This window comes from Halorubrum salipaludis, assembly GCF_002286985.1.
GTDB classification, from domain to species: Archaea; Halobacteriota; Halobacteria; order Halobacteriales; family Haloferacaceae; genus Halorubrum; species Halorubrum salipaludis.
This window is the reverse complement of record NZ_NSKC01000017.1, coordinates 1-23794: the sequence shown is the minus strand read 5'-3', so window position 1 is coordinate 23794 and position 23794 is coordinate 1. Positions and strand designations below refer to the sequence as shown.

Annotated in this window: 24 protein-coding genes and 1 pseudogene; 10 read left to right on the top strand and 15 right to left on the bottom strand. The window is 64.2% G+C overall.

Features of this window, described 5'->3' with window-relative positions:
* Nucleotides 1–241: pseudogene (locus CK500_RS16365) on the top strand (IS66 family transposase); the annotation flags it as partial.
* Here the strand turns inward: CK500_RS16365 and CK500_RS16360 are convergent.
* From CK500_RS16360 to CK500_RS16350, 3 genes are all read right to left on the bottom strand, one after another.
* Nucleotides 180–1376 (bottom strand): restriction endonuclease subunit S, encoded by a 1197-nt coding sequence (locus CK500_RS16360; RefSeq protein WP_095638249.1) that lies wholly within the window; start codon nt 1374–1376, stop codon nt 180–182. The pseudogene CK500_RS16365 and the gene CK500_RS16360 overlap by 62 nt on opposite strands.
* Nucleotides 1369–2871, bottom strand: a complete 1503-nt coding sequence (locus CK500_RS16355) for a type I restriction-modification system subunit M (protein ID WP_095638248.1) — start codon at nt 2869–2871, stop codon at nt 1369–1371. Before CK500_RS16355 ends, CK500_RS16360 begins: the two co-directional genes overlap by 8 nt.
* Nucleotides 2872–2944: 73 nt before the next feature.
* On the bottom strand, nt 2945–3667 hold the full coding sequence (locus tag CK500_RS16350; protein ID WP_144049599.1) for a biotin transporter BioY: 723 nt from the start codon (nt 3665–3667) through the stop codon (nt 2945–2947).
* A 165-nt stretch (nt 3668–3832) separates the two neighbouring features.
* Here CK500_RS16350 and CK500_RS17090 point away from each other — a divergent pair, with 165 nt between their 5' ends.
* Nucleotides 3833–4237: a hypothetical protein gene (locus CK500_RS17090; RefSeq protein ID WP_144049598.1), complete on the top strand. Its 405-nt coding sequence runs from the start codon at nt 3833–3835 to the stop codon at nt 4235–4237.
* Between the two features lie 116 nt (nt 4238–4353).
* Complete coding sequence (locus tag CK500_RS17085) at nt 4354–5151, top strand: hypothetical protein (RefSeq protein WP_144049597.1); 798 nt, start codon at nt 4354–4356, stop codon at nt 5149–5151.
* A gap of 235 nt (nt 5152–5386) precedes the next feature.
* On the opposite strand, the gene CK500_RS16345 is transcribed toward CK500_RS17085, so the two are convergent.
* The 6 genes from CK500_RS16345 to CK500_RS16320 all read right to left on the bottom strand — a co-directional run bounded on the left by CK500_RS16345 (nt 5387) and on the right by CK500_RS16320 (nt 10353).
* A complete protein-coding gene (locus tag CK500_RS16345; RefSeq protein WP_095638246.1) occupies nt 5387–6397 on the bottom strand; it encodes a tyrosine-type recombinase/integrase in 1011 nt (336 codons plus the stop codon).
* Between the two features lie 262 nt (nt 6398–6659).
* The gene (locus CK500_RS16340; protein ID WP_269843962.1) at nt 6660–7130 is read right to left on the bottom strand and encodes an FKBP-type peptidyl-prolyl cis-trans isomerase; all 471 of its coding nucleotides are present in this window, start codon (nt 7128–7130) and stop codon (nt 6660–6662) included.
* Nucleotides 7131–7188: 58 nt separating this feature from the next.
* On the bottom strand, nt 7189–8388 hold the full coding sequence (locus CK500_RS16335) for a threonine synthase (protein ID WP_095638244.1): 1200 nt from the start codon (nt 8386–8388) through the stop codon (nt 7189–7191).
* Nucleotides 8389–8480: 92 nt separating this feature from the next.
* Nucleotides 8481–8747: a DUF7123 family protein gene (locus CK500_RS16330; protein ID WP_095638243.1), complete on the bottom strand. Its 267-nt coding sequence runs from the start codon at nt 8745–8747 to the stop codon at nt 8481–8483.
* Nucleotides 8744–9007 carry a hypothetical protein gene (locus tag CK500_RS16325; RefSeq protein WP_095638252.1) on the bottom strand — a complete coding sequence of 88 codons (264 nt, stop codon included), beginning with the start codon at nt 9005–9007 and terminating at the stop codon, nt 8744–8746. Before CK500_RS16325 ends, CK500_RS16330 begins: the two co-directional genes overlap by 4 nt.
* A gap of 500 nt (nt 9008–9507) precedes the next feature.
* Nucleotides 9508–10353 carry a hypothetical protein gene (locus tag CK500_RS16320; protein WP_095638251.1) on the bottom strand — a complete coding sequence of 282 codons (846 nt, stop codon included), beginning with the start codon at nt 10351–10353 and terminating at the stop codon, nt 9508–9510.
* A 203-nt stretch (nt 10354–10556) separates the two neighbouring features.
* On the opposite strand from CK500_RS16320, the gene CK500_RS16315 reads away from it, so the two are divergent.
* The 3 genes from CK500_RS16315 to CK500_RS16305 all read left to right on the top strand — a co-directional run bounded on the left by CK500_RS16315 (nt 10557) and on the right by CK500_RS16305 (nt 14084).
* Nucleotides 10557–11681, top strand: a complete 1125-nt coding sequence (locus CK500_RS16315) for a tRNA (guanine(26)-N(2))-dimethyltransferase (RefSeq protein WP_095638242.1) — start codon at nt 10557–10559, stop codon at nt 11679–11681.
* Between the two features lie 102 nt (nt 11682–11783).
* Nucleotides 11784–13082 carry a YihY/virulence factor BrkB family protein gene (locus CK500_RS16310; protein ID WP_095638241.1) on the top strand — a complete coding sequence of 433 codons (1299 nt, stop codon included), beginning with the start codon at nt 11784–11786 and terminating at the stop codon, nt 13080–13082.
* Nucleotides 13083–13097: 15 nt separating this feature from the next.
* Nucleotides 13098–14084 carry a phosphatase PAP2 family protein gene (locus tag CK500_RS16305; protein ID WP_095638250.1) on the top strand — a complete coding sequence of 329 codons (987 nt, stop codon included), beginning with the start codon at nt 13098–13100 and terminating at the stop codon, nt 14082–14084.
* A gap of 614 nt (nt 14085–14698) precedes the next feature.
* Here CK500_RS16305 and glnA read toward each other — a convergent pair.
* On the bottom strand, nt 14699–16072 hold the full coding sequence (gene glnA, locus CK500_RS16300) for a type I glutamate--ammonia ligase (RefSeq protein ID WP_095638240.1): 1374 nt from the start codon (nt 16070–16072) through the stop codon (nt 14699–14701).
* A 126-nt stretch (nt 16073–16198) separates the two neighbouring features.
* Here glnA and lrp point away from each other — a divergent pair, with 126 nt between their 5' ends.
* The gene (lrp, locus tag CK500_RS16295) at nt 16199–16660 is read left to right on the top strand and encodes an HTH-type transcriptional regulator Lrp (protein ID WP_095638239.1); all 462 of its coding nucleotides are present in this window, start codon (nt 16199–16201) and stop codon (nt 16658–16660) included.
* 70 nt (nt 16661–16730) lie between these two features.
* On the opposite strand, the gene CK500_RS16290 is transcribed toward lrp, so the two are convergent.
* Nucleotides 16731–17954, bottom strand: a complete 1224-nt coding sequence (locus tag CK500_RS16290; protein WP_095638238.1) for a phosphoglycerate kinase — start codon at nt 17952–17954, stop codon at nt 16731–16733.
* Nucleotides 17955–18041: 87 nt separating this feature from the next.
* A complete protein-coding gene (gap, locus tag CK500_RS16285) occupies nt 18042–19094 on the bottom strand; it encodes a type I glyceraldehyde-3-phosphate dehydrogenase (RefSeq protein WP_095638237.1) in 1053 nt (350 codons plus the stop codon).
* Nucleotides 19095–19346: 252 nt separating this feature from the next.
* Between gap and CK500_RS16280 the strand changes: the two genes are divergently transcribed.
* Nucleotides 19347–19724, top strand: coding sequence for an Hsp20/alpha crystallin family protein (locus tag CK500_RS16280; RefSeq protein ID WP_095638236.1), 378 nt, complete (start codon nt 19347–19349; stop codon nt 19722–19724).
* A 12-nt stretch (nt 19725–19736) separates the two neighbouring features.
* Here the strand turns inward: CK500_RS16280 and CK500_RS16275 are convergent, their stop codons facing one another.
* Both CK500_RS16275 and eif1A read right to left on the bottom strand, forming a co-directional pair.
* Entirely contained in the window at nt 19737–20666 is a 930-nt protein-coding gene (locus CK500_RS16275) for an ATP-grasp domain-containing protein (protein WP_095638235.1), read from the bottom strand.
* Nucleotides 20667–20721: 55 nt separating this feature from the next.
* Nucleotides 20722–21012 (bottom strand): translation initiation factor eIF-1A, encoded by a 291-nt coding sequence (eif1A, locus tag CK500_RS16270; protein WP_008847545.1) that lies wholly within the window; start codon nt 21010–21012, stop codon nt 20722–20724.
* 91 nt (nt 21013–21103) lie between these two features.
* On the opposite strand from eif1A, the gene CK500_RS16265 reads away from it, so the two are divergent.
* Together CK500_RS16265 and CK500_RS16260 are read left to right on the top strand one after the other, a co-directional pair.
* Nucleotides 21104–21283 carry a DUF7470 family protein gene (locus CK500_RS16265; RefSeq protein ID WP_095638234.1) on the top strand — a complete coding sequence of 60 codons (180 nt, stop codon included), beginning with the start codon at nt 21104–21106 and terminating at the stop codon, nt 21281–21283.
* A gap of 168 nt (nt 21284–21451) precedes the next feature.
* Entirely contained in the window at nt 21452–21697 is a 246-nt protein-coding gene (locus CK500_RS16260) for a hypothetical protein (protein ID WP_095638233.1), read from the top strand.
* Nucleotides 21698–21741: 44 nt separating this feature from the next.
* On the opposite strand, the gene CK500_RS16255 is transcribed toward CK500_RS16260, so the two are convergent.
* Entirely contained in the window at nt 21742–23454 is a 1713-nt protein-coding gene (locus CK500_RS16255; protein ID WP_095638232.1) for a cryptochrome/photolyase family protein, read from the bottom strand.
* Between the last annotated feature and the right edge of the window lie 340 nt (nt 23455–23794).

Below are 23794 nucleotides of genomic sequence, written 5' to 3'. Positions count from 1 at the left end.
AGCGGTCTCCCCGACGAATAATGCGGCTGAGAACGCACTTCGTGAACCTGTTGTTCTCCGGAAAATCATCGGAACGCTCCGTAACGACCGAGGAATGTTCGTTCACGAGACGGTCTTGTCCCTGCTGGCGACGTGGCGCCAGCAGGGACGCAATCCCTACGAAGAACTTCGCCGAGTCGTCAGCAGCAATGAGATGATCTCACGAGCTCACGCTGTGCCGGCTGTCGAGACCTCGGGGTAAACACATACAACTGTTCTAAAAACGAATTGTAAACAGTATCATTGGTCTTGATTATCGCAACCCCCACAAAGAATCCGAACTGGTCATTATGACGAATTAATTGAGTAGGCCCAATTGTCGCACGACGTGAAATAATCAAATCGCCCTTCTCTGGCCTACAGTTCTGATTGATTTCTTTATACGTTCCTTCCGAGATGTACTTCTCATATTTTGAATAATCGAAGTTCTCCCGAAATGGATTCACATTTTGAGACGATACGAAGGGGATACCCTCATCCACGTAATCTGGTGTGATATGCGGCCCGTCCTGGACTCTAAACGAGAAATCCTCGAATGATTTCAGTTCCCAATCTTCTGGCTTTGTCAGGTCAATTGGCCCCAAGCGATAATTTTCATAAGTAGAATGTTCGTGTGCTCCTACTGTTAATAGATATTGTACTAAGCCTTTCTTAACTCTCAAAGACTGTTCAATGATTTTCTCGGTCTTCTCAATCGCTTGGTCAATGGTGTAGAGGATGGTGGCGATTTTGCGCTGTTCGGGGAGTGGTGGAATTGGTATCAGTAGCGACCCGTACTCACCCGTATTAATATTTGATTGAGCAGTCGTCTTGGCACGGCGGTGAACCCAATCCCAGTACTGGTTGCTCAGCGTATACTGTGAGATATACTTGTGATTTAACCCTTCATTTTGGAGCCGGTGGCGAATAGAGTAGCCACCGAAGCAACAGTCCCCGTCATCAGTATCATAGAGATACGTTTTCCCAAGTGACGCGCCAATTGACCCGCTCCGAGCAAATAACAAATCTCCTCCCTCAAGCATACCGTCCCTTGCTTTCTCGCGAGAAAGACTTGCCTTACTGTTTTCTTTTAGACCTCCGAAATCGTCGAAATCCTGAGTTCGGATATACCGAGGTTTCTCAGGGTCATAATCCTCGGCTGTTTCAGTTAGACCATACTCTGTTTCCTCAGCAATATCACCGAGCCTCGTCGCTATCCAGCCGTCAGGAATCTGGCCTACTGAGGTTTCATCAAGGCTTGATTCAACTGTAGATACGGGGACAGCGTCGATTGTATCCTTGGTATGTGGTTCTTTTCCTCCGGTAGTGAACTCATCTAATGTCGAATTCTCACTCATAGTTCAACGCCTCCATATGCTCGCTCATCGTCGATTCAATCTCATCACGTTCGGCCTGTAACTCGCGTAACTTCACTAGTTCTTCCTCCACGTCAATATCCTCCTCTGGCTCCGTGGTATCGACGTACAGCGCGATATTGAGGTTGTAGTCGTTCTCTCGAATCTCATCGAGCGATACCGTTCGGCTCACACGCTCCTCGGTTGTCCACCCTCGGAAATTATCAACGACGTGGTCAACTCCCTCGTCCGTTAGTTCGCTCTGATTCGACAGTTCCTTGTAGAACGCTTCGTCAGCGGCGTGGATGAACTGTACTTCACCCTCGCGTTCGGCTGGCTTGTCTGTGTTCAACACGAGGACAGCAGAGGGAATCGAGACGTTCTGGAACAGGTTCTCGGGAAGCCCGACGATGGTCTCCACCATATCGTTCTCCAGCATCGGCTTCCGATACCGTGACTCGTGCTTGCGGAACAACACGCCGTGAGGGATGACGATAGCGGCCTTACCCCCGGCCTCATCGCGTTCGGGCCGCTTGAGCTGCTTCGCCATGGACATAATGAAGGCGTAGTCCCCGCGGTCGGCACGCGGGAGTTTTTTGTGCCAGTCAAAACGCCCGTATGGGTCATCTTGGAGGTCGTCCTTCGCCCAATCCGCTGAGAACGGGAAGTTCGCAAGAACCCGGTCAAAGCGAGTGAGTTCTTGATTGTCTTCGTCGGTGAACGCTGGATTCGAGAGCGAGTCCTCGCGTTCAATCTCTCCGTTCAGTCCGTGAATGGAGAGATTCATCTTGGCGATGGCCGCGATGTCGGGGTTGATTTCCTGCCCGGTAAACGTGAGTTTCGTTGGGTCGCCGCCCTGCTCCTCACGGTAGTAGCGGGCGGCCTCGATGAGCATCCCGCCGGAGCCGACTGTGGGGTCGTGGAACGTCATCCCGTCCTCAAACTCATCCACGAGGCGGACGCAGAGATTGACGATGTGCGGCGGCGTGAAGAACTGCCCGCCGGACTTGCCTTCTTCCTCCGCGAAGTGCCGGACAAGGTCCATGTACGCCTCACCGAGCATGTCCGGCGGAACACTGTCACGGTCAAGGTCGTGGGTCGAGAGGTGTTCGACGAGCTTGCCAAGTCGGTCGTCGTCAAGTGCGTCGGCGTCGATGTAGTCAGCGCGGAAGATACCCGTGAGCTGCGGGTTTTCCTCGGTGAGCGCATCGAACGCTTCGTTTAGGGCTTGGTCGATGTTGTCCGAGACAGCACGCACGTCTTCCCACAGATAGCCTTCGGGAACAACAGGAATACTATAGAGGTCGTTTCGGCGTGCGAAGTCCTCGCCGTACTCCTCGACGTTTTCGGCGTACTGTTTCTCGAATTCGTCAGAGATTGATTTGTAGTAGACGAGCGGGAGAATAAACTCCTTGTAGTCTGTGGGGTCGACGGCGTCGCGGATTATATCAGCGCATTTGAATAGGTGATTTTCCAGTTCGTTCAGCGAGAGAGTCATACAAGTAGTGTTCCGCGGCGGTGTGATATGTTCTGCGGTGGAACGTGATGGAGTTTCTCACCCTTGTCTGAACTTACAGAGCGGCAAACGCTAAGAATCCCATTGCGAGGGCATTCATTCCGGTCAACATTTTGAATCCATCCTCCTCATAATATCCAATTGCCATCATCAACATTCCAGTTAAATAGACAATACATAACCCGATTAATACAGCAAGAGAAGGTGTGTGCTTTTCCCCCTCTGAAATCAGATTTTCTTCTAACAAGGCCGATTCATACCATTCTGCCATCTTATCAAAATGTCTCGCAACTTCGTCAAACGTAGTAGAGTCTATAGTTGAATAGAACTCTGATAATTCGTCTCGTTGATTTTCTGTAAAAACCGCAGCTCTTGACTCCTCAAGTATCAGTTGGAGGTCTTGGTTATACTCAAAGTCCTGCTCAGAAAAAACCTCTTCAAAACTGATTTCTATATACTCATCGTAATCCTCTACGCTCAGGTCTTGTCGAATATCCTGATAGTACTCTTTCGTTTCCAGCATCGGCCCGATGACTTCCGGGACACGACTCGCCTTTGTCATCCTCATCTTGAATCCTCTCGGAGTCAATGATGTCCTTTGGAATAATCTCCGGTGAAGTTCATCAGGTTCAATTCCCAATTGATTATATTCCTGAACAAACTCGTAAACTGATAATAAATGTTCAATTTGATTATCTAATACTTTCGCCTGTTGCTTGGCTACTTGCTTTTCTCCTTCACTCGGCGGCCGACTGCGAATTGTATCTTGTATAGACACACATTCCGGTTATACGCTAAATAAATAATACCTGTGAATCCACCAACAATACTTAATTTCAGTTAGTAAAAATATAAATAATAGGATTTCTGTCAGACACATCCCCGCCTCACCACGTAAAGTCACAGAAACGGTGTTATTTACTTTCGTCCCCACGTAATTAATATGAATCTTGTAGACCGTTTCAGCGCTCGTGTTACCGAAGCCATCGGTGGGATGGTGCTGACATTGGTGGCGACTGTCGGTGGAATCATCATTCGCTCTGCTCGGGAAGTGGCACCCGCTACAGAACCCGCCACTTCACTCTCACTCAACTTAATGGCAGGCCTGATTACTTCACTTCCCGGCATCGTTACGCTTCTCGGAATTGCTGGTGCGACCGTCATCGCGGGGCCGTTCGGATTTATTGGGGCGTTATTCGAAGTAGCGGGGGCAAATCAAATTCTCTACTACCAGAGTGAAGCAGGCCTCTGGATGATTTTCTTCGGTGCCGCGTTAGTGACTATTGGTGCCCCAATTCGGTGGTTGAGAGTATTGGAGTGGTTTCTCGATTCAGGTGGGCGGTATTAGACTGTCTTGTGTCGTCGTATATTGATTTCGTCGTGTTCAAACAGAGTAACTTCTATTGAAATGAGAGATTCCCGTCCGGTATGAAGATTGATGCCGGTCGAATATGATTTGCCGACATGTACTCTCTACGCAGGTTCATCAAGCGACTTTTAATAAACAGGTGGGCTGGCCTCCTTGCGGCTGTATTAGTCACAGGATTGGCGATACGGTTCTGTTCAGATTCTACAATTGGTGGTCTGGCTCAGCCGATTGGTGACAGACTGTTTAGTAAGGAAGCCGGTGTTTTCGCCGCCGTCGGGGCGCTATTTCTTTCCATCTATCGATTTGTCTATCTTAGACCGGAACTGTTCCTCGACGTTGATTTAGATAATAACGGGTATTCACAAAGAGAAGATGGCGAAGGATATGACGCCAACATCGGCCTGTATCTGGTTAATGCTGGAAATCGGTTCGCAGAAGACGTACAACTAACATTTGCGCTTGACGCTTTTCATTTTGATACCGACTTAGACACTCCCGACCACCCGGTCGAAGACTACGATGTGCCGACCACGATGGTGGACACTCGAAGCGGTCGGAAGATGGGATATGTCGGAGCGGGAAGCCGCCATGATGTGTTCTTTGAGGGTGTCGTTTACGAGCAGGACACGTTCAAACTGTATTATGGTGAGGCAGTGTTCAAAGAAGAGAAGACTCACGAAATTAGGTACACTGTGGCATGTCGAACCCACGGCCTTCGTCAAGGGAAGATTACGATAGAAATGGAAGATGGTGGCCTCGAAGTTACAAGGGCATATCCGACAGTTTGGAGACAATTGAAGGCATACTTGTGGTGGTCGCCGGAATTGAAACGCACTCGGCGGGTCGAGAACGTGGACTCATCCGATGTAAACATCGACGTGAAAGTTCGCTAACTGGCCGTCAAGGTACCTCCGGTTTTACGAATCTTGATGTCTACGAGGTAATTCTCCCGGCGTTCCATCTGCTTCTATTTTGCCGTGTGGTGTAGTGCTTGTCCAAGGTCTCGGTCGTCAAATCCATAGGTTGAACGGGGTTGGGAATCCTACCGCATAATCATACGAAATAAATCTGAGACAGCTCCATTAGGGCATAAAATATACGGAATTATCTGTTTCCCAAAGTATCTGGTTATTCCTCGTTCATATCAAACGCCTCTCGTCGTAACTCGCGCTTCTCGCTCTCTGTCCGAGCGTCGTAGTGCTTGTCCAGCGTTGACGGTCTGACGTTCATCCGACCGGACAGCAGCTCCTTAGCGAAACCGTCGTTCAGCCACGCGGTTATCGCGCTTCGCCGAATCGTGTGCGGCGGGACCGATGAGGGACACCGCTGGGCTTGATTGTACCCGCCAGCCGCTTCACACTCGTCTATCTCCCGGTCGTGTGGGCACTCGTTCGTGTAGTGGCAAGGTCGAGTGAGTGCGTTGATATTCTGTCGAAGATTCGTTCCAGCCGGTCGTCCGTGCTGGGTTGTAATGAGCGGTTTGCGACCGTAATCGTCCTCCACATCGGGGCGGTTTATTTCGATGTAGTCGTCGATAGCCTCACAGACCCAATCGTGGAGGTTCACTTCTCGTTCAGCCTCACCCTTGTTTTTGAGCGGCGTGTCCTCATCGGGTCGATGCTTCACCTCGACGTACTGCTCCTCGGAGTGGTAGTCTTCGAGGTCCAAGGCGCGGACCGTGCCGAGTCGGAAGCCTGTGTCCCACAGGAGCGCGAAGAGGACGTGCCGGAGCGATGCGTACTCGTACTTGGTGAGATATTCGAGGATGTTGTGAGCGGTCTCACGCTCGATTTTCTCGTCGCGCGCGTCCTCATCGGGATTGGGTATCTGGATTTTGTCCGCGATGTCTCCCTCGATGGCTTCCATCGATTCGAGCCAGCGTGTAAAGACGCGGATGACCGAGAGGTTGTTGCGGAGTGTGACCTCGTTAACGTCGGAGGTCTCCCGGCGGTACATTTTGAAGTCGTGGATATGGAAGCCGTTGAGCTTCGAGATGTCTTCCACTCCCGCCTCGTCGGTCCACTCTAAGAATCGCTTCAGAGCGTACCGATGGTTCCGAAGCGTGGAGCTGGAGACCTCGGGCTTTCGTTCGGCGAGGTACCTTTCGACTGCTTCCTCGGGTGGCATACTGTGTGGCATGGTTGCTCTTGAACCACCCACAGTACCGGGCGGATACTCGCGACACGGTGATTGCCGGTCGGTTACGCATTTGGGACCGTCCTTTGCTGTGCGCCGCCGAGGGCGATTGGCAAATCGCCCGACGGCGGCGAGGCCGGCGGTTCGAATCCGCCCCAACCCATACGTTTCCCTGCTGGTTTTGAAGGAGTACGAGTAGGTCAGCGGTTTCGCCGAGTGAACCGGGAACCAACGGACGACCGCAGAGTCGTCACCGCGTTCGGTCTCAGTTGACGTCGACGATTTCGACGTCGAACGTCAGCGTTTCGCCGGCGAGGCGTGGGTTGAAGTCCACCCGGACGACCTCATCGTCGACGTGGACGACTTCGCCTTGGCTGCCGTTCTGGGCCTCGAGGTAGGCGCCCTCCTCGGGCGTCTGGCCACCGAGCATCTCTTTGAGCTCCGCGGTTTCGAACTCCTGGATCTGGTCGTCGCTGGGCTCGCCGTAGGCCTTCTCGGGCGGGATCGTCAGGGTGTCCGTCTCGCCGGCCTCTAAGCCGATCAGTCCCTCTTCCATCCCCTCGATGACCTGTTCCTCGCCGATTTCGACCGTCAGCGGCGCGTACTCTCGCTCGGGCTGGGCCTCGGCGAGGCCCGTCTCCTCGGCGACGGATTTCCGGGAGGTGTCGAACACCGTATCGTCGTCGAGTCGGCCAGTGTACTCCAGGGTCACGGAATCGCCAGTAGCTATCGGCATACGAACGGGAGACGCGCCACACGGGAAAGGCCGTCGTACGAGAAAGCCGGGAGCCGACTCACGTAGAGAGTTCTCGAACCGCGGCGGGCACGTCCTCGCGGTCGATCTCGCGGACCGACGGGGTACCGGCGCCGGGCGTTCCGTACTTGTACCCCGACCCGGTCAAGATTACGGCGATGTCCTCGTCTCGACCGAGGTCGCCGGACTCGGTGAGGTCGCGAACGGCGGCCGTCGCCACGGCACAGGACGGTTCGACGGAGATCCCGGCGTCGGCCGCGAGTCGGTCCGTCTCGGCCAGCAGCGCGTCCTCCGAGACGGAGGCGACCGCGCCGTCCGTGGCCTCGACCGCCGCCAGCGCCCGGTTCCCGCTCGGCGGATCGGCGTTGTTGATCGAGACGGCGGCGGTGGGCTCTCCGGTGACGGGCTCGACGCGCGCCGCGCCGCGTCGGAACGCTCGCGCGATCGGGTCGCAGCGCGCGGCCTGCGCGAGGTAGATCCGCGGTACGGCCTCGATCAGGCCCGCCGCGCGCAGCTCTCGGAGGGCCTTCCAGACCCCGCTCGCCTGCCCGCCGCTGCTGACCGGCAGGACGATCGCGTCGGGCGCGTCCGGGCGGAACGCCTCGCAGATCTCGTACGCGACGGTCTTCTGTCCGGCGACCCGCAGGGGGCTGTCGGAGTTCAGGAACGCGACGCCGAGGTCGCGTTCGAGGGTGTCCTCGTACAGCCGCCCGTAGTCGCCGCGGACCCGGAACAGGTGCGGGTCGTGCTGAGCGATCATCGCCAGCCGGGAGTCAGGCGTGTCCTCGGCGACGAGGATCACCGCCTCCCGGCCGTCGGCCGCCGCGTGGGCGGCGACGCTCAGCGCCATGTTCCCGTGCGAGACGGTCCCGATCGGTCCGTCAAGGCGACCGATCCCGACCGCCGTCCCCCTGTCTTTGAAGCTCCCCGTCGGGTTGGTGCCCTCGAGCTTGAGGTGCAGTCGCGGGCCGTCCGCCGGTTCGATCGACGGCGCTCGCAGGAGGGGCGTGCCGCCGGCGGCCGCGGCGAGACCGACGGGCGTCGCCGCGGGGAGGACGGACTCGTAGCGCCAGAGGGAGTCGTGGCCGGCGGCCCCAGCTTCGGCGCCGCGTCCGCCGGTATCGGGCCAGGAGACGGCGTCGGGGTCGGTCTCGAACCAGAGCGGCTCGCCGCAGGAACACCGGGCGGCCTCCCCGAACGGGTACGTCTCGCCGCAGTCGTAACACGCCAGTCGATCCATGTCTCCCGATCGCAACCGTCACACAAAGCGTTGACCGATTCTCGACGCTCGCGGGGGGCACGTCGAGCGGTCGGGTTCCCCGGGCGCGAGCGCTACGCCGTCGAGACGCGCCAGGTCGTCGCGCCGGTGTACGACCACTTCTCGATCTCGAGGTCCTGTACGGAGTCCTGGAGCTGCACGATCAGGGCGCCGATCTCCTTCGGGGAGAGCCCCACGTCGTCGCTGATGAACTTCGCCTTGAAGTACGTCTCGCCGTCGGCCGCCTCCTCGCGCAGGAACGCGGCGAGTCGATCGGCCTTCGAGGCGGTCGATTCGGTGGGCTGGTCGGCCGTCTGCGCGGAGGTGTGCGTGGTACTCATGCGTGGGTGGAGGGGGTGTCGTGTTCGTGACCGAGCGCGATACACGCCGCGTGGACGGCGATGAGCGCGAGGGCGCTCCACGCGCCGTCGAAGCCCATCGCGCCGTACGCCGCGGGGACGTACGCGAGGGGGAGGACGATCGCCGCCCAGAACGCCGCGGCGCGAACGCCCGCGATCGCTTTGTTCCGGCAGGCGGTCGAGAGGCTGGACCCGATCTGGATCGGCGCCCGGATCGATGAGGAGGACGTTTGGCTTGACATGGGGAACACCGTCTTCGCTCGACGCATGGAGCGCCGGTAGCATATAAGGGCCAGAGCGTTGCCGCGTCTTTAGCCGGATTAACGGTCTCGGCGGTGAGTTTCGGACCGTTCACCGGGTTTCACCGATCGTTTAAAAACTGTTCAAGGGCTCTTAGAACGTTTATAGGGCACTCTGGAATCGTTATATCCGCCATCAGTAGAGCGGGCCAAAACGACGGATGGTCACGGCCACCCACGCCGACGGACCCCGTTCGTCGCGGGCGGCGAGTCGTACGCGAGTCGTACGCGACCCGGTGCGCGCGCGGTCGGAGGTCATTCGTTCCTCGAGCGAACTCGGTCCGCGATCGCCGCGGCGGTCCGGTACTCGTCCTCAGAGTACGCGGTGACGCGCACGTCCGCGAGGCTCGTCGGCTCGGACGACGCTGAACTCCACGGGTCGATCGCGGACGGCCGGGGAAATACCGTTCACTCCGCGCCGCGGTCGCTCGCGGACCGGCCGACTACGAGCCGCCGGACTCCTTCTCGTCGGCGGTCTTCTCCACCGTCTCTTCGACCTTTTTGTCTACCGTTTCCTCCACCGTCTCTTCGACCGTTTCACCGACCGTTTCCTCGACCTTCTCGCCCACCGTCTCCTCGACGGTCTTCTCGACGGTTTCTTCGACGGTCTCCTCGACCTTCTCGCCCACCGTCTCCTCGACGGTCTTCTCGACGGTTTCTTCGACGGTCTCCTCGACCTTCTCACCCACCGTTTCCTCGACGGTCTTCTCGACGGTTTCTTCGACGGTCTCCTCGACCTTCTCGCCCACCGTCTCCTCGACTTTTCCGGTGACCTCCTCGCTGACGCTGTCGGTGACCTCGTCGGCGACCTCGCTGACCTCCTTGTTGACGGTCTCGCCAACGGTTTTCTCGACCTCTTTACTGACCGTGTCGCCGACCGTCTTCTCGACTTCCTTGCTGACCGTGTCGCCCACGCTCTTCTCCACCTCTTTGCTGACGGTCTCGCCAACGCTCTTTTCGACCTCCTTGCTGACCGTGTCGCCCACCGTCTTTTCGACCTCCTTGTTGACGGTCTCGCCCACGCTCTTTTCGACCTCCTTGTTGACGGTTTCACCCACGCTCTTCTCCACTTCCTTGCCAACCTGATCGGCGACCTCGCGGGTCATCCAGTCCGGGTCGAACCGGGCCATCTTCCAGACGACGTGGACGACGTAAGAGGCGAACACCCCGATCCCGAACGCCACCCCGATGTCGTTCGCGTTGAGCGTCGCGATGAGTGCGATCGAGAGCACGATCAGCGCGCCGTAGGCGATGTCGGTGATCGCGTCGACGCGGGCGGGACTCACCATCGTCCGCCCTCCGCCGAGACCGCGACGCGTCCGCGAGTCGCTCCGCCGCCGATGTCCGCCCGTCGGCTCCACGTGGTAGTCATGTGTCCCCCTTTCCGGGCTGACGGGCTAAAACTCCCGCTTCGCGGTCGGGAACGGAGGGCGAATGCTCCGCCCGGCGCGCGGAGCGGGGTCCTTTTGTGGCGGATGGCCGAACGCGGGGTATGGACATCGAGGAGGGCGGTCTCACCGTCTCCGTTCCGGAGGCCCGCGACGGGGCCAGCGAGGGCACCGGCGGCGGAGTCTTCTTCAACCCCACGCAGGAGCTGAACCGCGACGTGACCGTCGCGGTGCTGCGCGCGTACCGCGACCGCGAGCCGCGCGCGGCGTCGTACCTCGACGCGATGGCGGCCTCCGGGGTCCGCGGCGTCCGCGCCGCCGCCGAGGGGTACGACGTCACCTGCGCCGACGTGGACCCCGACGCGGTCGAGCTGGCGGCCGAGAACCTCGCCGCCAACGGCCTGGACGGCGAGACCGCCCACCGTGACGTCAACGCGCTGCTGTACGACGAGGGCCCCTTCGATATCGTGGATCTGGACCCGTACGGGACCCCGATCCCCTTCGCGGACGCCGCGCTGGCGAACGGCCGCAACCTCGTCTGCGTCACCGCGACCGACACCGCGCCGCTGTGTGGCGCCCACCTCAACAGCGGGATCCGGAAGTACGGCGCGGTCCCGCGAAACACCGACTACCACCCCGAGATGGGCCTCCGGACGCTGATCTCCGCGCTGGTCCGGACCGCCGCGCGCTACGACAAGGCGGCGCGCCCGATCGTCTCGCACGTCTCGCGTCACTACGCCCGGACCTACCTCGAACTGGAGTCGGGCGCGCAGGCGGCCGACGGCTGCGTCGACGAGCTCGGGTACATCGATCACTGCGAGGACTGCCTCTGGCGGGAGCCGACCCGCGGGCTGATCGCGGACCCCGTCGACGCCTGTCCCGCCTGCGGGAGCGACCGCGTGCTCACCGCCGGCCCGCTCTGGCTCGGCGCGGTCGCGGACCCCGAGTTCACCCGCGCGGTCCGCCGCGAGGTGACCGACGACATGGGCGAGGCGAAGCGCGCTCGGAAGCTCCTCGGCACCGTCGCGCGCGAGCTCGACACCCCCACGCACTACGACCAGCACCGGCTGTACAAGGAGTGGGGCGAGCCCGCCATCGGGATGGACGAGTTCGTCGAGCGCCTCCGCGGGGCGGGCCACGAGGCGAGCCGCGCGCACTACCGCGGCACGGCGGTCAAGAGCACGGCGTCGATTCCCGAGATGCGCGAGGCGGTCCTCGGCGGCGACTGACGGCTCCGACCCGCCTCTGCCTCTCCTCCCTCCCTACCGCCTCGTCCACCGGAGGCGCCCGCATCCGCCCCGCTTTTGTCGCCGTCGCCCGAACCCGCGAGCGTGTCCCGTCACTCGACCGCCGCGCTCGGAACCGTCCGCCGCGTCGTCGACACCGCGCTCGACCGGCAGGTGACGTTCCTCGCCGCCGCCATCGCCTACTACGCGTTCGTCTCGCTGATCCCCGCGCTGCTCCTGCTCATCGTCGTCGCCAGCGCGGTCTTCGGCGAGGCGATCGCGGCCGAGCTCGTGGCGGCGGCCGGGGAGTTCCTCACGCCCGCCGGCGAGGAGGCCGTCGTCGGCGCCGTCTCCTCCGCCGGCGGGCGGACCGGCGCGAGCGTGCTCGGGCTGGCGGTGTTGCTCTGGTCGACGCTGAAGGTGTTCCGCGGGCTCGACACGGTCTTCGTCGAGCTGTACGGCGGCGACGAGTCGCCGGACTTCCTCAAGCAGCTGGCCGACGCCGCCTCGGTCGTGCTCGGCGTCGGCGTCGGGATCGGCGTGATGGTCGCCGTCGGCGCGTTCGTCGCGGCCGCCGACGGAGTCCCCCTCTTGGGGGCCGCGAGCGTCCTCGCGTTGCCCGCCTTCCTCGCCGTCGTCTTCCTCCCGATGTACTACCTCCTCCCGCAGCCCGCCATCGGGGTCCGGGAGGCGCTCCCGGGGGCCGTCTTCGCCGCCGTCTGCTGGACGCTGCTGCAGGCCGGCTTTCAGGTGTACGCCGCGAGCGCCGGCCAGTACCAGGTGTACGGCGTGATCGGCGGCATCCTCCTTCTCGTCACGTGGCTGTACCTCGCCGCCGTCGTCGTCGTGGTCGGCGGCGTCGTCAACGTCGTCCTCGCGGGGCGGAGCGGCGGGATCGCCGGCCCCGACGGCGACGGCGACGACGACGAGACGGACCGGCAGTTACAACACGACCGCGGCCGACCCACGGATATGAACGGTGAGTCGGACGGCGCGGGCGACGCCGGGGACGAGGAACGCCCGGCGGGAGCGCCGGACGTGGCGGCGCTACAGGAGGAGGTGAGCCGGCTGCGGGCGGAGTTCGACGCGTTCGAGGACGACGTCGAGCGACGCACCGTCGACAAGCCGGCCGTCGAGTCGGAGCTGAAGCGGTACGTCCGATCGCGGATGCGGCGCGGCCACGCCCGCGGCTGGGGACCGTACCTCGTGCTCCTGTACGGCACGGTGCTGATTCTCGGCGCGTTCTCGTTCCTGGACGGGGCGTACGCCATCGCCGCGATGCTCATCCTCGGGCTGTCGACGCTCGGGCTGTACACCCTCTTCATCATCGTTGGCATCGGCCTCAACCTGCTCGAAACGCCCGGCAAGGCGCTCGATTACGCCCGCGACCGGGGCGACGACTAGCCGGTGAGCGGAACGATGACCGGACTCGTCGGCGCGGAGCGCGGGATCGGCGAGACCTCTCTCGTCGACGCGCTCCCGGAGGCCGTCGTCGTCGTCTTCGCGGCCGTCACCCATCTCGCGGACCCGTGGTTCCTGTTCGGGCTGCTGGCGGTCGGCTACTGGTTCGCCGGCGACCGGCTCGCGGCTGCCCCCCGTCGAGCCGGCGCGACCGCGATCGCGGCCGTCACCTGCGCGTACGCTGCCACCGCGCTCGGCAAGGCGTGGTTCGCGGTCCCCCGCCCGCCCGGTGCGGTCGGTCCCGCGGACGTGCCGACGTGGCTCCCCGGCCTCCTGTCGGCGTGGTACGAGGCGCAGGTGCTCTCCGACGGTTTCGGCTTCCCGAGCGGTCACGCCACCGGCGGCGCGGCGGCGTACCTCGCGCTGGCGCTCGTGTACGACCGGGCGTGGACCGCGCGGAAGCGGCTCCTCGCCGGCGGCGCGGTCGCGGTCGCCGTCGCGGCGTCGCGGGTCGCCATCGAGGTCCACTACGTCGTCGACGTGCTCGCGGGGCTGGCCGTCGGGGGCGGCGTCGTGCTCGGCTCGCTGTGGCTCGCCGGCGACCCGCGGCTCCGGGGCGGCTCGGCCGCGTCGAGGGCCTCGTCCCCGACCGCCGCGCTCGATCCCACGCTCCCCTTCCTGCTGGCGGCGATCGTCTCGGTCGGCGCGCTGGCCGTCGCCGTCGCGAGCGGACACACCGGCGAGGTGGTCGAGGCGGGGATCGGGATCGCCACCGGGGCGGGCGGCGCGATCGGCTGGCGGGTCGTCGGCGGCGACGAGCCCGCGGTCCCGGTCCGGATCGCGGTCCCCGCGCTCGCCGTCACCGGCGGGCTCTGGGTGGGCGCGTACGCGCTCGCGGGGACGCTCGGCGTCACGCTGGCCGCGACGACCGCCGCCGTGGCCGCCGTCGTCGCGCTGCCGGCCCTCCCGGAGCGGATCGGGAGGCTGTCGGGAGCCCGGGACTGAGCGGGTTCCACGGGAAACGCCGCGATAGACGGCAGGAATGAGTGTTGCAGAGCCGTGGTCACGAGAGGATATTTAAGAGCAATGTGGGCGACGGCGGCGATCGTTTATAAACAACGGCGCGGTGGCGCGTGCCTCTGAGGCCGCTTCGCGGCCGAGGAGCACGCGCGAGGGAGTCGCTGGCGGCTTATAAGGCGCCAGCGACGAGGCTGGGGAGGCGTGAGGCTGCGGTCTGCGGTCGGGTGGGGACTCAAAGGGGCAGTCGCCGAGGGCGGCGCACGCTCGTTGCGCGCTTCAGTCGGTCGCTAGCGCTCCCTCCTTCCAGTGCTTCCGTCGCCTGCGCCGCCCTCGGCGACTGGGGCTTTGCAGGCCGTCACCACGAACACGTCACTCACTTATAAACAGCTGACAGCAACACCACAACCCGCTTATAAACAACCGTCCCACCGCGGTGATTCACGTACTCCCGTTATCGATCGTTCCTCGAGTCCACGCGATCGACACGGACCGACCCGCCGAGGGCCGAAAACCCCGCGCAACGCGAAACCGGACGGCTGAAAAAACCGCGAGAACAGCAAGAACCGTGAAAACCGCGACCGCGTCGCCGCCTCAGCCCCTCAGAACGTCTCGAGGTAGCGGTCCTCCTCCCACTGCGACACCTGGGTGAGGTACTCGCTGAACTCCTGGGACTTCGCCTCGGCGAACTTCTCGGAGGTGTGCGGACCGAGCGCCTCCTGGAGCACCTCGTCGGTCTCCAGCTCCTCGACGGCCGCGCCGAGGTTCGGCGGCAGCGTCTCGATGCCGTACTCCTGGCGCTTCGCGTCGTCGAACTCGTAGATGTCCTCGCGGACCGGGTCGCCGGGGTCGGCGCCCGTCTTGATCCCGTCGAGGCCGGCGGCGATGAGCGACGCCATGCCGAGGTAGGGGTTACAGGACGGGTCGGGGCTGCGGACCTCGAAGCGCGCGGAGACGCCCGCGGCGTCGGGAACGCGGACGAGCGCCGAGCGGTTCGTGTCGGACCAGGCGACGTAGATGGGCGCCTCGTAGCCGGGCACCAGCCGCTTGTAGGAGTTCACGGTCGGGTTGGTGACGGCCGTGAACGCGGGCGCGTGGTTCAGGATGCCGCCCATGAACTGGTAGGCGGTCTCGCTCAGGTTGAACTCGTCGCCGTTGTCGGCGAAGGCGTTGTTGCCGTCCTCGTCGAACAGCGAGATGTGGCTGTGCATGCCCGAGCCGTTGATGTCGGCGATCGGCTTGGGCATGAACGTCGCGTGCAGGTCGTGCTGCTCCGCGACCGCGCGGACGACGGCGCGGAACGTCGCGATGTTGTCCGCCGTCGAGAGCGCGTCGTCGTACTTGAAGTTGATCTCGTGTTGGCCCTCGGCGACCTCGTGGTGAGAGGCCTCGATCTCGAAGCCCATCTTCTCGAGGGTGAAGATGATCTCCTTGCGCACGTCGGACGCGAGGTCCTTCGGGGCCAGGTCGAAGTAGCCGCCGTTGTCGTGCGGGATCGTCGTCGCGTTGCCGTCCTCGTCCTTCTCGAACAGGAAGAACTCCGGCTCGGGACCGATCGAGACGGAGTAGCCCATCTCCTCGGCCTCCTCGAGGACGCTCTTGAGGACCTGACGCGGACCGCCGACGAAGGGCTCGCCCTCCGTGGTGACGATGTCACAGATGAGTCGCGCGGCGCCGCTGTCGCCGCTCCCGTCGCTGCGCCACGGGAGCACGGCGAACGTGTCAGGGTCGGGAACGAGCCGCATGTCCGACTCCTGGATGCGCACGAACCCCTCGATGGAGGAGCCGTCGAAGTAGATACCCTCGGTGAACGCCTTCTCCGCCTGGTGTGCGGGCACGGAGACGTTCTTGACGACGCCGAGGATGTCGGTGAACTGGAGCCGCAGGAAATCGACGTTCTCCTCTTCGATCTCGTCGAGTACCGCCTGTTCTTCGGCCGTGAGGCCGCCGTCCGGTTTCGCGTGTTCGTCCGTCATGTTCTGGACGGTTCATTCGTTATCTGCCAGTATAAAGGCCTTATCGCTTGGCGCATGAACCGCCAGTCGCGCAAGAATGCTGGACGTTCGTAAAATTATAAACCCCTGACGACGTGGATAGGTGTGATGACGTACGAAAACCTCGACGCGAAGCTGGTCAACTCCCTTCTGAGCAACGGGCGGGCGAGCCTCAGGAGCCTCGGCGACGAGCTCGACGTATCGGTGACGACGGTGTCGAACCACCTCCGCGACCTCGAAGACGAGGGCGTGATCCAGGGGTACACGCCCATCGTCGACTACGACAAGCTCGGCTACGACGTGACCGCGGTGCTCCAGCTCAAGGTCGAGGGGAGCGCGCTGCCCGACGTGACCGAGAAGCTCCGTCAGGAGAAACAGATGGTGAGCGTCTACGAGGTCACCGGCGACTACGACGTGATCGCGATCGGGAAGTTCACCGACACGGACGGGATGAACGAGCAGATCAAGTCGATCCTCACCGACGCCGACATCCGCGAGTCGAACACCAGCGTCGTCCTCAACCCCGTCACCGAAAACGAGCAGTTCGACCTGGACCTCAACGAGGAGTAGTCGCCGTCGAGCGCGCGACGACGACTTCGCCGTCTCCCGCCTTCCGATCCGTGGGTTACTGATCCGCCGCCTACTGCCCCGCGGCCGCCGCCTCCAGCACTTCCACCGCCGGCAGCGGTTCGCCGGTCAGCGCCCGGATGTACGCCCCGCCCGCGATCGAGACGTGCGAGAAGTCCCCTTCGTCTAACCCGTACATCTCGATCGCCCGCGAGGTGTCGCCGCCGCCGACGACCGAGAAGCAGTCGGTCTCGGCGATCGCTTCGAGGGCGCCCACGGTGCCGTCCGCGAACCGCTCGTCCTCGAAGACGCCGAGCGCGCCCTTCACGAACACCGCGTCTGACTCGCGGATCGGCTGCTCGTAGTCGGCGACGGTCTCCGAGCCCACGTCGAGATATCCGTCGGTCTTCTCGTCGATCTCGTCGACGGCGACCTCCGCGCGGCCGCCGTCGGGGCCCTCGTACGCGAGGTCGGTCGCGAGCCGGATCGCGTCGCCGCGCTCGTCGAGCACTGACTCGATCAGCTCGCGGTTCCGCTCCCACTGCTCGTCGAACAGGTCCATCCCGCCCACGTCGTGGCCGACCGGATGGCCCGCGGCGCGCAAGAAGAGCTCGCCCGCGACCCCGCCGAGCAGGAAGCGGTCCACCTTTTCGTCTAACGCGTCCATCACGCCGATCACGTCGGTCGCCTTCGTCCCGCCGACGACCATGGTGACGGGGCCGTCGAACTCGCGGGTCGCGATGGCGGTGTTGGCCTCGTACTCCGTCTCCATCACGCGGCCCGCGTACGCGGGGAGGACGAGCGGGAACCCGACCAGCGAGGCGTGCTTCCGGTGGGCCGCCGAGTAGGCGTCGTTGACGTACGCGTCGAAGTGCGGTGCCAAGGTCTGCACGAACGCCGTCTCGGCCTTCTCCGCGGGCGACGCCTCGGGGAGCTCGTCGTCGCACATCCGGGTGTTCTCCAGGAGGAGCACCTCGCCCGCACGGAGGGCGTCGATCGCCTCCAGCGCGTCGTCGCCGTAGGTGTCCGCGACGAACGCCACGTCGCGGCCGACGTGGTCGGCGAGGATGTCGGCGTGGCCCGCAAGCGACGTGAAGTCGTCGCGGCCGGGACGGCCCTGGTGGGCCATGAGCACGACGCGGTGGCCGGCGTCGGCGAGCTCGCGGACCGTCTCCGCGTGGCGCTCGAACCGGCGGTTGTCCTGCGGTTCGCCGTCCTCGATCGGGGAGTTCAGGTCGAGCCGAACGAGGACGCGGGAGTCTGCCGGGAGGTCGTCGATGGTATCGAACGTGGACATGTGTGTGGGGTCGTCGATTAGGTACTTAGAGGTAAGTTTCTGCACAGTGCGTCGCCGCAGTGAACCGGGTACACGAGACCCGAGCGCTTACGCTTCGTCGTGGACGTACGCGGCCATGTCGAGCATCCGGTTCGAGAAGCCGTACTCGTTGTCGTACCAGGTGAGGACCTTCAGGAGCTTCCCGCCGGCGATGACGTTCGTCGACCCCAGGTCGACGTAGCTGGAGAAGGGGAGCCCGGCGATGTCCGAGGAGACGACCTCGTCGTCGGTATAGCCGAGGACGCCCGCGAGCGGGCCGGAGTCGGCGGCGTCGCGGAAGGCGGCGTTGACCTCCTCCTCGGTGACGGTCTCGTCGAGGCTGACGACGAACTCGGTGATCGAGCCGGTCGGGACCGGGACCCGCATCGCCATCCCGTCGATCTTCCCTTCGAGCTGCGGGAGGACGTCCTGCGCGGCGCCCGCGGCGCCCGTCGAGGTCGGCACGATGTTCTCGGCGGCGGCCCGCCCGCGGCGGCGCTTGGCCATCGGGCCGTCGATGAGGCTCTGCGAGCCGGTGTACGCGTGGACCGTGGTGAGGGTGCCGGCGTCGATGCCGAACTCCGCGTCGAGCACCTTCGCGACCGGCGTGATGGAGTTGGTCGTACAGGAGGCGTTCGAGATCACGTCCTGGCCGTCGTACTCGTCGTGGTTGACGCCGTAGACGAGCTGTTCGACGGGCTTCTCGCCCTTCGGGGGCGCCGAGATGATCACGGTGTCGGCGCCGCCGTCGAGGTGCGCGCTCGCGTCCTCGCGGGTGCGGAACACGCCCGTACACTCCAGCGCGACGTCCACGTCGAGGTCGTCCCACGGGAGGTCCGCGGGGTCCTGGACGTTGTACAGCGAGACCGACGTGCCGCCGATCGTCAGCTCGTCGCCGTCGCGCTCGACGCCCTCCAGCCGGCCCATGACGGTGTCGTACTTCGCGAGGTAGCCCATGTCGTCGAAGTCCATCACGTCGTTGATGCCGACGAGCTCGATCCGCGGGCTCTCTAAGACCGCCCGGAACACGTTCCGCCCGATACGGCCGAAGCCGTTGAGGCCCACCCGGACGACCTCGTCGTCGCTTACGTCGTCGCCCGCGGCGAGATATGATTTACTCATGTTCGAAAAAGGAGAGCCCAGACACTTAAATCCGACCGAGTCGCCGTGAGACGGTCACTATCGTTCGATTTTGTTACGGACGGTCGGTTTTCGGTCGCGCCCGCCGCCTCGGGGTTCGAAGCGATCGGCGGGCGGGAAGCGGGGCCGAGATCTGAGCGCCGGAGACGCCGCGTACCGCCCGTACGACCCCGAACGGCGGCGAAGACGGTCGTGGACAGAAGGCTTATCGGGGTCACCCACCTCACGTGAGACATGGACAGAGACGACCGTGACGATCCGTTCGGCGACTTCTTCGAGGAGATCGAACGGATGATGAACGAGATGGCCAACGGGAACCCCGGAAGCGAGGACGCCGGCTTCGGCTCGGCGACCCACGTGGACGCGTACACGACCGAGGACGGCGTGCGACTCGTCGCCGACCTCCCGGCCGTCTCGAAAGACGAGCTCTCTTTACAGTGCGACGGGGAGGCGCTCACCATCTCCGCGGCGTCCGACCGGCGGGAGTACGACGAGACCGTCGACCTCCCCGTCCCGGTCGACGAGCACTCGGCCGACGCGACGTTCAACAACGGCGTGCTCGAGGTCGCGTTCGACCGCGACGACGACTCCGCGTCGATCGATCTGGAGTAGTCGCCGGGCGGTTCAGTTCTCCGCGGCGGTCCGCTCGATCAGCCCCGCGAGCCGGTCGTAGAAGTCGGATTCGTACTTCGTCGCCGCGTCGACCGTCGGCCGCGCGTTCGTCTCGTTGACGACGAGCCGCCCGTCCGTCTCCAGGAGGTCGACGCCGAGGTAGTCGATCCCGAGGACCGCCGCGGTCCGCTCGGCCAGCTCGCGGGCGCGGTCGGGCAGGTCGATCCCGGTCGCCTCGGCGCCCCGGTGGACGTTGTGCTTCCACCGGCCCTCCGCGAGGGCATCCGCGGGGAGCTTCCGCTCGACGGCGCCGACGTACGCGCCGTCGACGACCATCGCGCGGTAGTCGCGCGCGTCCGGGAGGAACTCCTGTAGCAGGTACGACTTGTCGCCGGTCGCGCGGTAGTCGTGGACGAGGTTCAGGTAGTCGACGACGCCCAAGAGGGAGTCGAGGTCGGTCGCCGTCGCGACCCCGACCCCGCGGGTCGCGGAGTTCGGCTTGACGACGACCGGGTAGGAGAAGTCGGCGGCGGCCTCGGTGACGACCGCCTCGTCGACGGGGTTCGAGACGAGGGTCGTCCGCGGCGTCGGGAGCCCGGCGTCGTCGAGCGCGGCGAGCACGCCCGCCTTGTTCCGTGAGGTGAGGACGGCCTCCCGGTCGTTCACCCACGGGACGGAGAGCCGCGCGTCGACCACGGCACCCTCCATGAGCCGCGAGGGGTAGACGAAGCCGGCGTCGAAGCCGGCGAACTCGCCGCGCTCGGCGGCGGACCCGCCGTCGGCGCCCGTCGGGGGGTCGGCGGGCTCGCGGTCCTCGCTCCCCGAGACGCGAAGCGACCGCTCTTTCGCCTGTACGTGCTCGACCGCGATCCCGCGGTCGGCGAGCGGCTCGCGCACGCGCTCGAACGTCTCGGCGTCCGTCGTCATCGCGAGCCGGAGCATACGTCCGATCGGGACCGTTCGGACTTAAAAATCGCGAGGGAGAGCTCCGCCCGCGCTACTGCAGGTGGCCTTCCTCGCGGAGCTGTTCGGCCTCGCTCTTCTCGTAGCGCCACGAGATGTCGCCCTTCTCGTCTTGCCAGTCCCACGGCTCGACGAGGACGATGTCGTCCTCCCGGATCCAGACGCGCTTCTGCATCCGCCCGGGGATCCGCGCGGTCCGCTCTTTCCCGTCCGCACAGCGCACCCTGACCCGGTTCGCGCCGAGCATCTCGACGACCTCCGCGAACACCTCGTCGTCGTCGGGCATCCGGAGGTCGTTCCGGCCACCGCCGTCTCCGTTGCTCATGCGTACGCGGTGATACGCGCTCCCGGAAATAAAAGGGCCGCTCTCGCGCGGAAGCGTCCTTTTTAAACCACGACGGCGGCGATCCGAGGACATGCGCGACACCCTCGGGTCGGAAGGCATCGCCGGCGTCGTGGTCGTCCTCGTCGGGATCGGGATACTGGCCGTCCACGACCCGATCGTCGGCGCCGGCGTCGCGATCCTGTTGGCCGGGCTCGGACTGATCGCGAAGGGGATCGCCGACTCGGTGATGCGGTCGTTCGGGCTCAAGTGAGCGTCGGCGGTCCCGAGTCCGGTCGACCCGCTCCCCCGCGGCGTTCCGTCGTCGCTTCCCTCAGCCGCGTTCCGTCGTCGCTTCCCTCGCCCGCGTTCCGCCGTTAGCGCCCGCATCTGCGTCCCACCGTCCCGAAAGAGTCATAATCGGCGACCGCCGTCCTCGGGTATGGTCGAAGTACCCGCTGTCGCGGTCGAGCTGATCGAACTCCTCGCGGTGACGGTCGGCGCCGGCGCAGCGGCCGTGGTCGGCGTCCTCCTCGAACAGTTCGGTCTCTCGGCGGCCACCGCCGGCGACCTCGTGCTCGGCGCGTGGGCCGTCGGGATGGGGCTGCTCGCGCTGTACGTCGGCGTCGTCGCGCTCGGTTACGAGCAGGCGCTCCCCCGGATCCGCCGGCTCGCCGCCGGCGAGTGACCGGCTCCGCCGGAAGCGTCGGCGGTCGATCGCTCCTATAGCTCCTATAGTTCTCCTTCAGCAGCCAGTTCCCTGACCGCGGTCGCTCGATCGCGGATCGCGGCCAGTTCCGAGTCCCCCTTGTCGTCGAGGTGCGAGTACATCAGCCCCATCCGACCGGTTCCGCGCAGCGTCTCCTCGTTCTCCTTCAGGAAGTCCCAGTAGAGCGCGTTGAGCGGGCACGCGCCCTCCCCGGTGGTCCGCGAGACCGCGTACCGACAGTCGGCGCAGTGGTCGCTCATGCGGTTCACGTAGCTCCCGGAGGCGGCGTACGGCTTCGAGGAGAGCACGTCCGTCCCGAACGACCCCATCGCGACGACGTTCGGCGTCGTCACCCAGTGGTAGGCGTCGACGAAGCCGAGGTGGAACCACTCGTTCACGTCGGCGGGGTCGGCTCCATAGAGCAGCGCGACGTTCGACAGCACCATCAGCCGCTCGATGTGGTGGGCGTAGCCGTACTCCCGGACGTGGCCGACCGCCTCGGCGAGACACTGCATGTCGGTGTCGCCGTCCCAGTAGGCGGGTGGGAGGTCGCGGTCCTGATCGAGGCGGTTCGCCGCCGCCAGCTCCGGCATCGCCTCGCGGTAGACGTGGCGGACGAACTCCCGCCACCCGATCACCTGCCGAACGAACCCCTCGGCCGCGTTGAGCGGGACCGGGGCAGGGTCGTCGGAGGCTGAGTCGTCGGTGGCGGGCTCGTCGTCACCGGCGTCGTTGGCGCCGGGGTCATCGTCGCCGTCGCCGTCCCCGCCGAAGTCGTCGAGGGAGGTGGCGCCCGCGTCCGTCTCTCCGCGTTCCGCGGGCTCGTAGGCGCCCGGCTCGGCGCCGCGCTCCTCGTAGGCGGCCTCGACCGCGCGGACGACCTCGCGCGGGTCGAGCAGTCCGAGGTTGATCGCGGGCGAGAGCAGCGAGTGCGAGAGGAACGGCTCCCCGCCGACCATCGCGTCCTGGTACCGCCCGAACGCGGGGAGGCCGTCGCGGACGAACCGGTCGAGCGCCTCGCGGGCCTCCTCCCGAGTCACCGGCCACGCGAATCGGTCGAGCGAGTCGTCCCCCCACGTGTCGAACCGGTCCGTGACCCACGCGTGCGTCTCGCGGGTGAGCTCGTCCGGGTCGAACCGCGGCCGTTCCGGGGGCTCCCACCCGTCCGGCGGCGTCTCCCGGTTCAGGTCGTCGTAGTTCCACTCGCCGCCGACCGGCTCGTCCCCGTCCATCAGCACGCCCGTCTCGCGGCGGACGTGGCGGTACCAGTGCTCCTGTCGGACGGTCCGGGCCGCGGTCCCGTCGTCACCGATCGCCGTTCCCTCCTCGCCGGCCCACTCGCGCCAGTCGTCGGGCGTCGTCCAGAACAGCTCGTTGTCCGAGAGCTCCAGCGAGCCGCCGCGCGCGGCGACGAGCTCGCGCAGCCGGTCGCCGGCGCCGTGGCTCGCGGGGCGCATCAGCCGGAGGTCGGCGCCGGGGCGGTCGGCGAGGAACTCGTCGAGCCCCTCGCCGAACGAGTCGGCCCGCAGGTACGTCACGTCGTGGCCCCGCTCGCGGAGCTCCTCGCGGAAGTGGCGCATCGCCGAGAACACGAGGGTCAGCTTGTGGGCGTGGTACGGCTTCCGGTCGGCGAAGCCGTGCGCCTCGATCAACAGCACCTCGTCGGCGTCGCCGAGCGCGTCGAGGTCGGGGTTGAGCTGATCGCCCAACAGCCAGCGGACGGCGTCGTCGCTCATGGATCACCCACACGGTCGCGGTCGACGTAGGTGTGGGGGGCGAGCGCCCGTCGCAACCGCCCTCGGCCCGCGACATCCCCGCCTTTTTACTCTGTCTCTTACCCATAACTCAAGCTCACCGAGAAAAATTAACCAAATTAAGACTAGGATAATCGGATTAGTCAGGAAAACAGCACTTCTGAGGTAAGCTCACAGGATTCGAGTTGGGAGACAGGCTGGAAGACTTGAGGAAGGTCTGAATCCACGGTGAGTTTGGCTGAATGAGCGGCCCGGCGCTCATTCAGCACCGAGTTCGTAGCCTTCTGCCCACATGCGGAGCTTTTGAAGCCCTTTCCACATC

Bases quoted from the DNA above. Each gene is read 5' to 3' on its own strand.
- CK500_RS16260 (WP_095638233.1), top strand. From the start codon at position 21,452: ATGGTCGAAGTACCCGCTGTCGCGGTCGAGCTGATCGAACTCCTCGCG.
- CK500_RS16320 (WP_095638251.1), bottom strand. From the start codon at position 10,353: ATGGTGAGTCCCGCCCGCGTCGACGCGATCACCGACATCGCCTACGGC.
- CK500_RS16290 (WP_095638238.1), bottom strand. From the start codon at position 17,954: ATGTCCACGTTCGATACCATCGACGACCTCCCGGCAGACTCCCGCGTC.
- CK500_RS16340 (WP_269843962.1), bottom strand. From the start codon at position 7,130: ATGCCGATAGCTACTGGCGATTCCGTGACCCTGGAGTACACTGGCCGA.
- lrp (WP_095638239.1), top strand. From the start codon at position 16,199: ATGACGTACGAAAACCTCGACGCGAAGCTGGTCAACTCCCTTCTGAGC.
- CK500_RS16280 (WP_095638236.1), top strand. From the start codon at position 19,347: ATGGACAGAGACGACCGTGACGATCCGTTCGGCGACTTCTTCGAGGAG.
- gap (WP_095638237.1), bottom strand. From the start codon at position 19,094: ATGAGTAAATCATATCTCGCCGCGGGCGACGACGTAAGCGACGACGAG.
- CK500_RS16305 (WP_095638250.1), top strand. From the start codon at position 13,098: ATGACCGGACTCGTCGGCGCGGAGCGCGGGATCGGCGAGACCTCTCTC.
- CK500_RS16315 (WP_095638242.1), top strand. From the start codon at position 10,557: ATGGACATCGAGGAGGGCGGTCTCACCGTCTCCGTTCCGGAGGCCCGC.
- CK500_RS16325 (WP_095638252.1), bottom strand. From the start codon at position 9,007: ATGTCAAGCCAAACGTCCTCCTCATCGATCCGGGCGCCGATCCAGATC.
- CK500_RS16330 (WP_095638243.1), bottom strand. From the start codon at position 8,747: ATGAGTACCACGCACACCTCCGCGCAGACGGCCGACCAGCCCACCGAA.
- CK500_RS16275 (WP_095638235.1), bottom strand. From the start codon at position 20,666: ATGCTCCGGCTCGCGATGACGACGGACGCCGAGACGTTCGAGCGCGTG.
- CK500_RS16255 (WP_095638232.1), bottom strand. From the start codon at position 23,454: ATGAGCGACGACGCCGTCCGCTGGCTGTTGGGCGATCAGCTCAACCCC.
- CK500_RS17090 (WP_144049598.1), top strand. From the start codon at position 3,833: ATGAATCTTGTAGACCGTTTCAGCGCTCGTGTTACCGAAGCCATCGGT.
- CK500_RS16360 (WP_095638249.1), bottom strand. From the start codon at position 1,376: ATGAGTGAGAATTCGACATTAGATGAGTTCACTACCGGAGGAAAAGAA.
- eif1A (WP_008847545.1), bottom strand. From the start codon at position 21,012: ATGAGCAACGGAGACGGCGGTGGCCGGAACGACCTCCGGATGCCCGAC.
- CK500_RS16265 (WP_095638234.1), top strand. From the start codon at position 21,104: ATGCGCGACACCCTCGGGTCGGAAGGCATCGCCGGCGTCGTGGTCGTC.
- CK500_RS17085 (WP_144049597.1), top strand. From the start codon at position 4,354: ATGTACTCTCTACGCAGGTTCATCAAGCGACTTTTAATAAACAGGTGG.
- glnA (WP_095638240.1), bottom strand. From the start codon at position 16,072: ATGACGGACGAACACGCGAAACCGGACGGCGGCCTCACGGCCGAAGAA.
- CK500_RS16345 (WP_095638246.1), bottom strand. From the start codon at position 6,397: ATGCCACACAGTATGCCACCCGAGGAAGCAGTCGAAAGGTACCTCGCC.
- CK500_RS16355 (WP_095638248.1), bottom strand. From the start codon at position 2,871: ATGACTCTCTCGCTGAACGAACTGGAAAATCACCTATTCAAATGCGCT.
- CK500_RS16335 (WP_095638244.1), bottom strand. From the start codon at position 8,388: ATGGATCGACTGGCGTGTTACGACTGCGGCGAGACGTACCCGTTCGGG.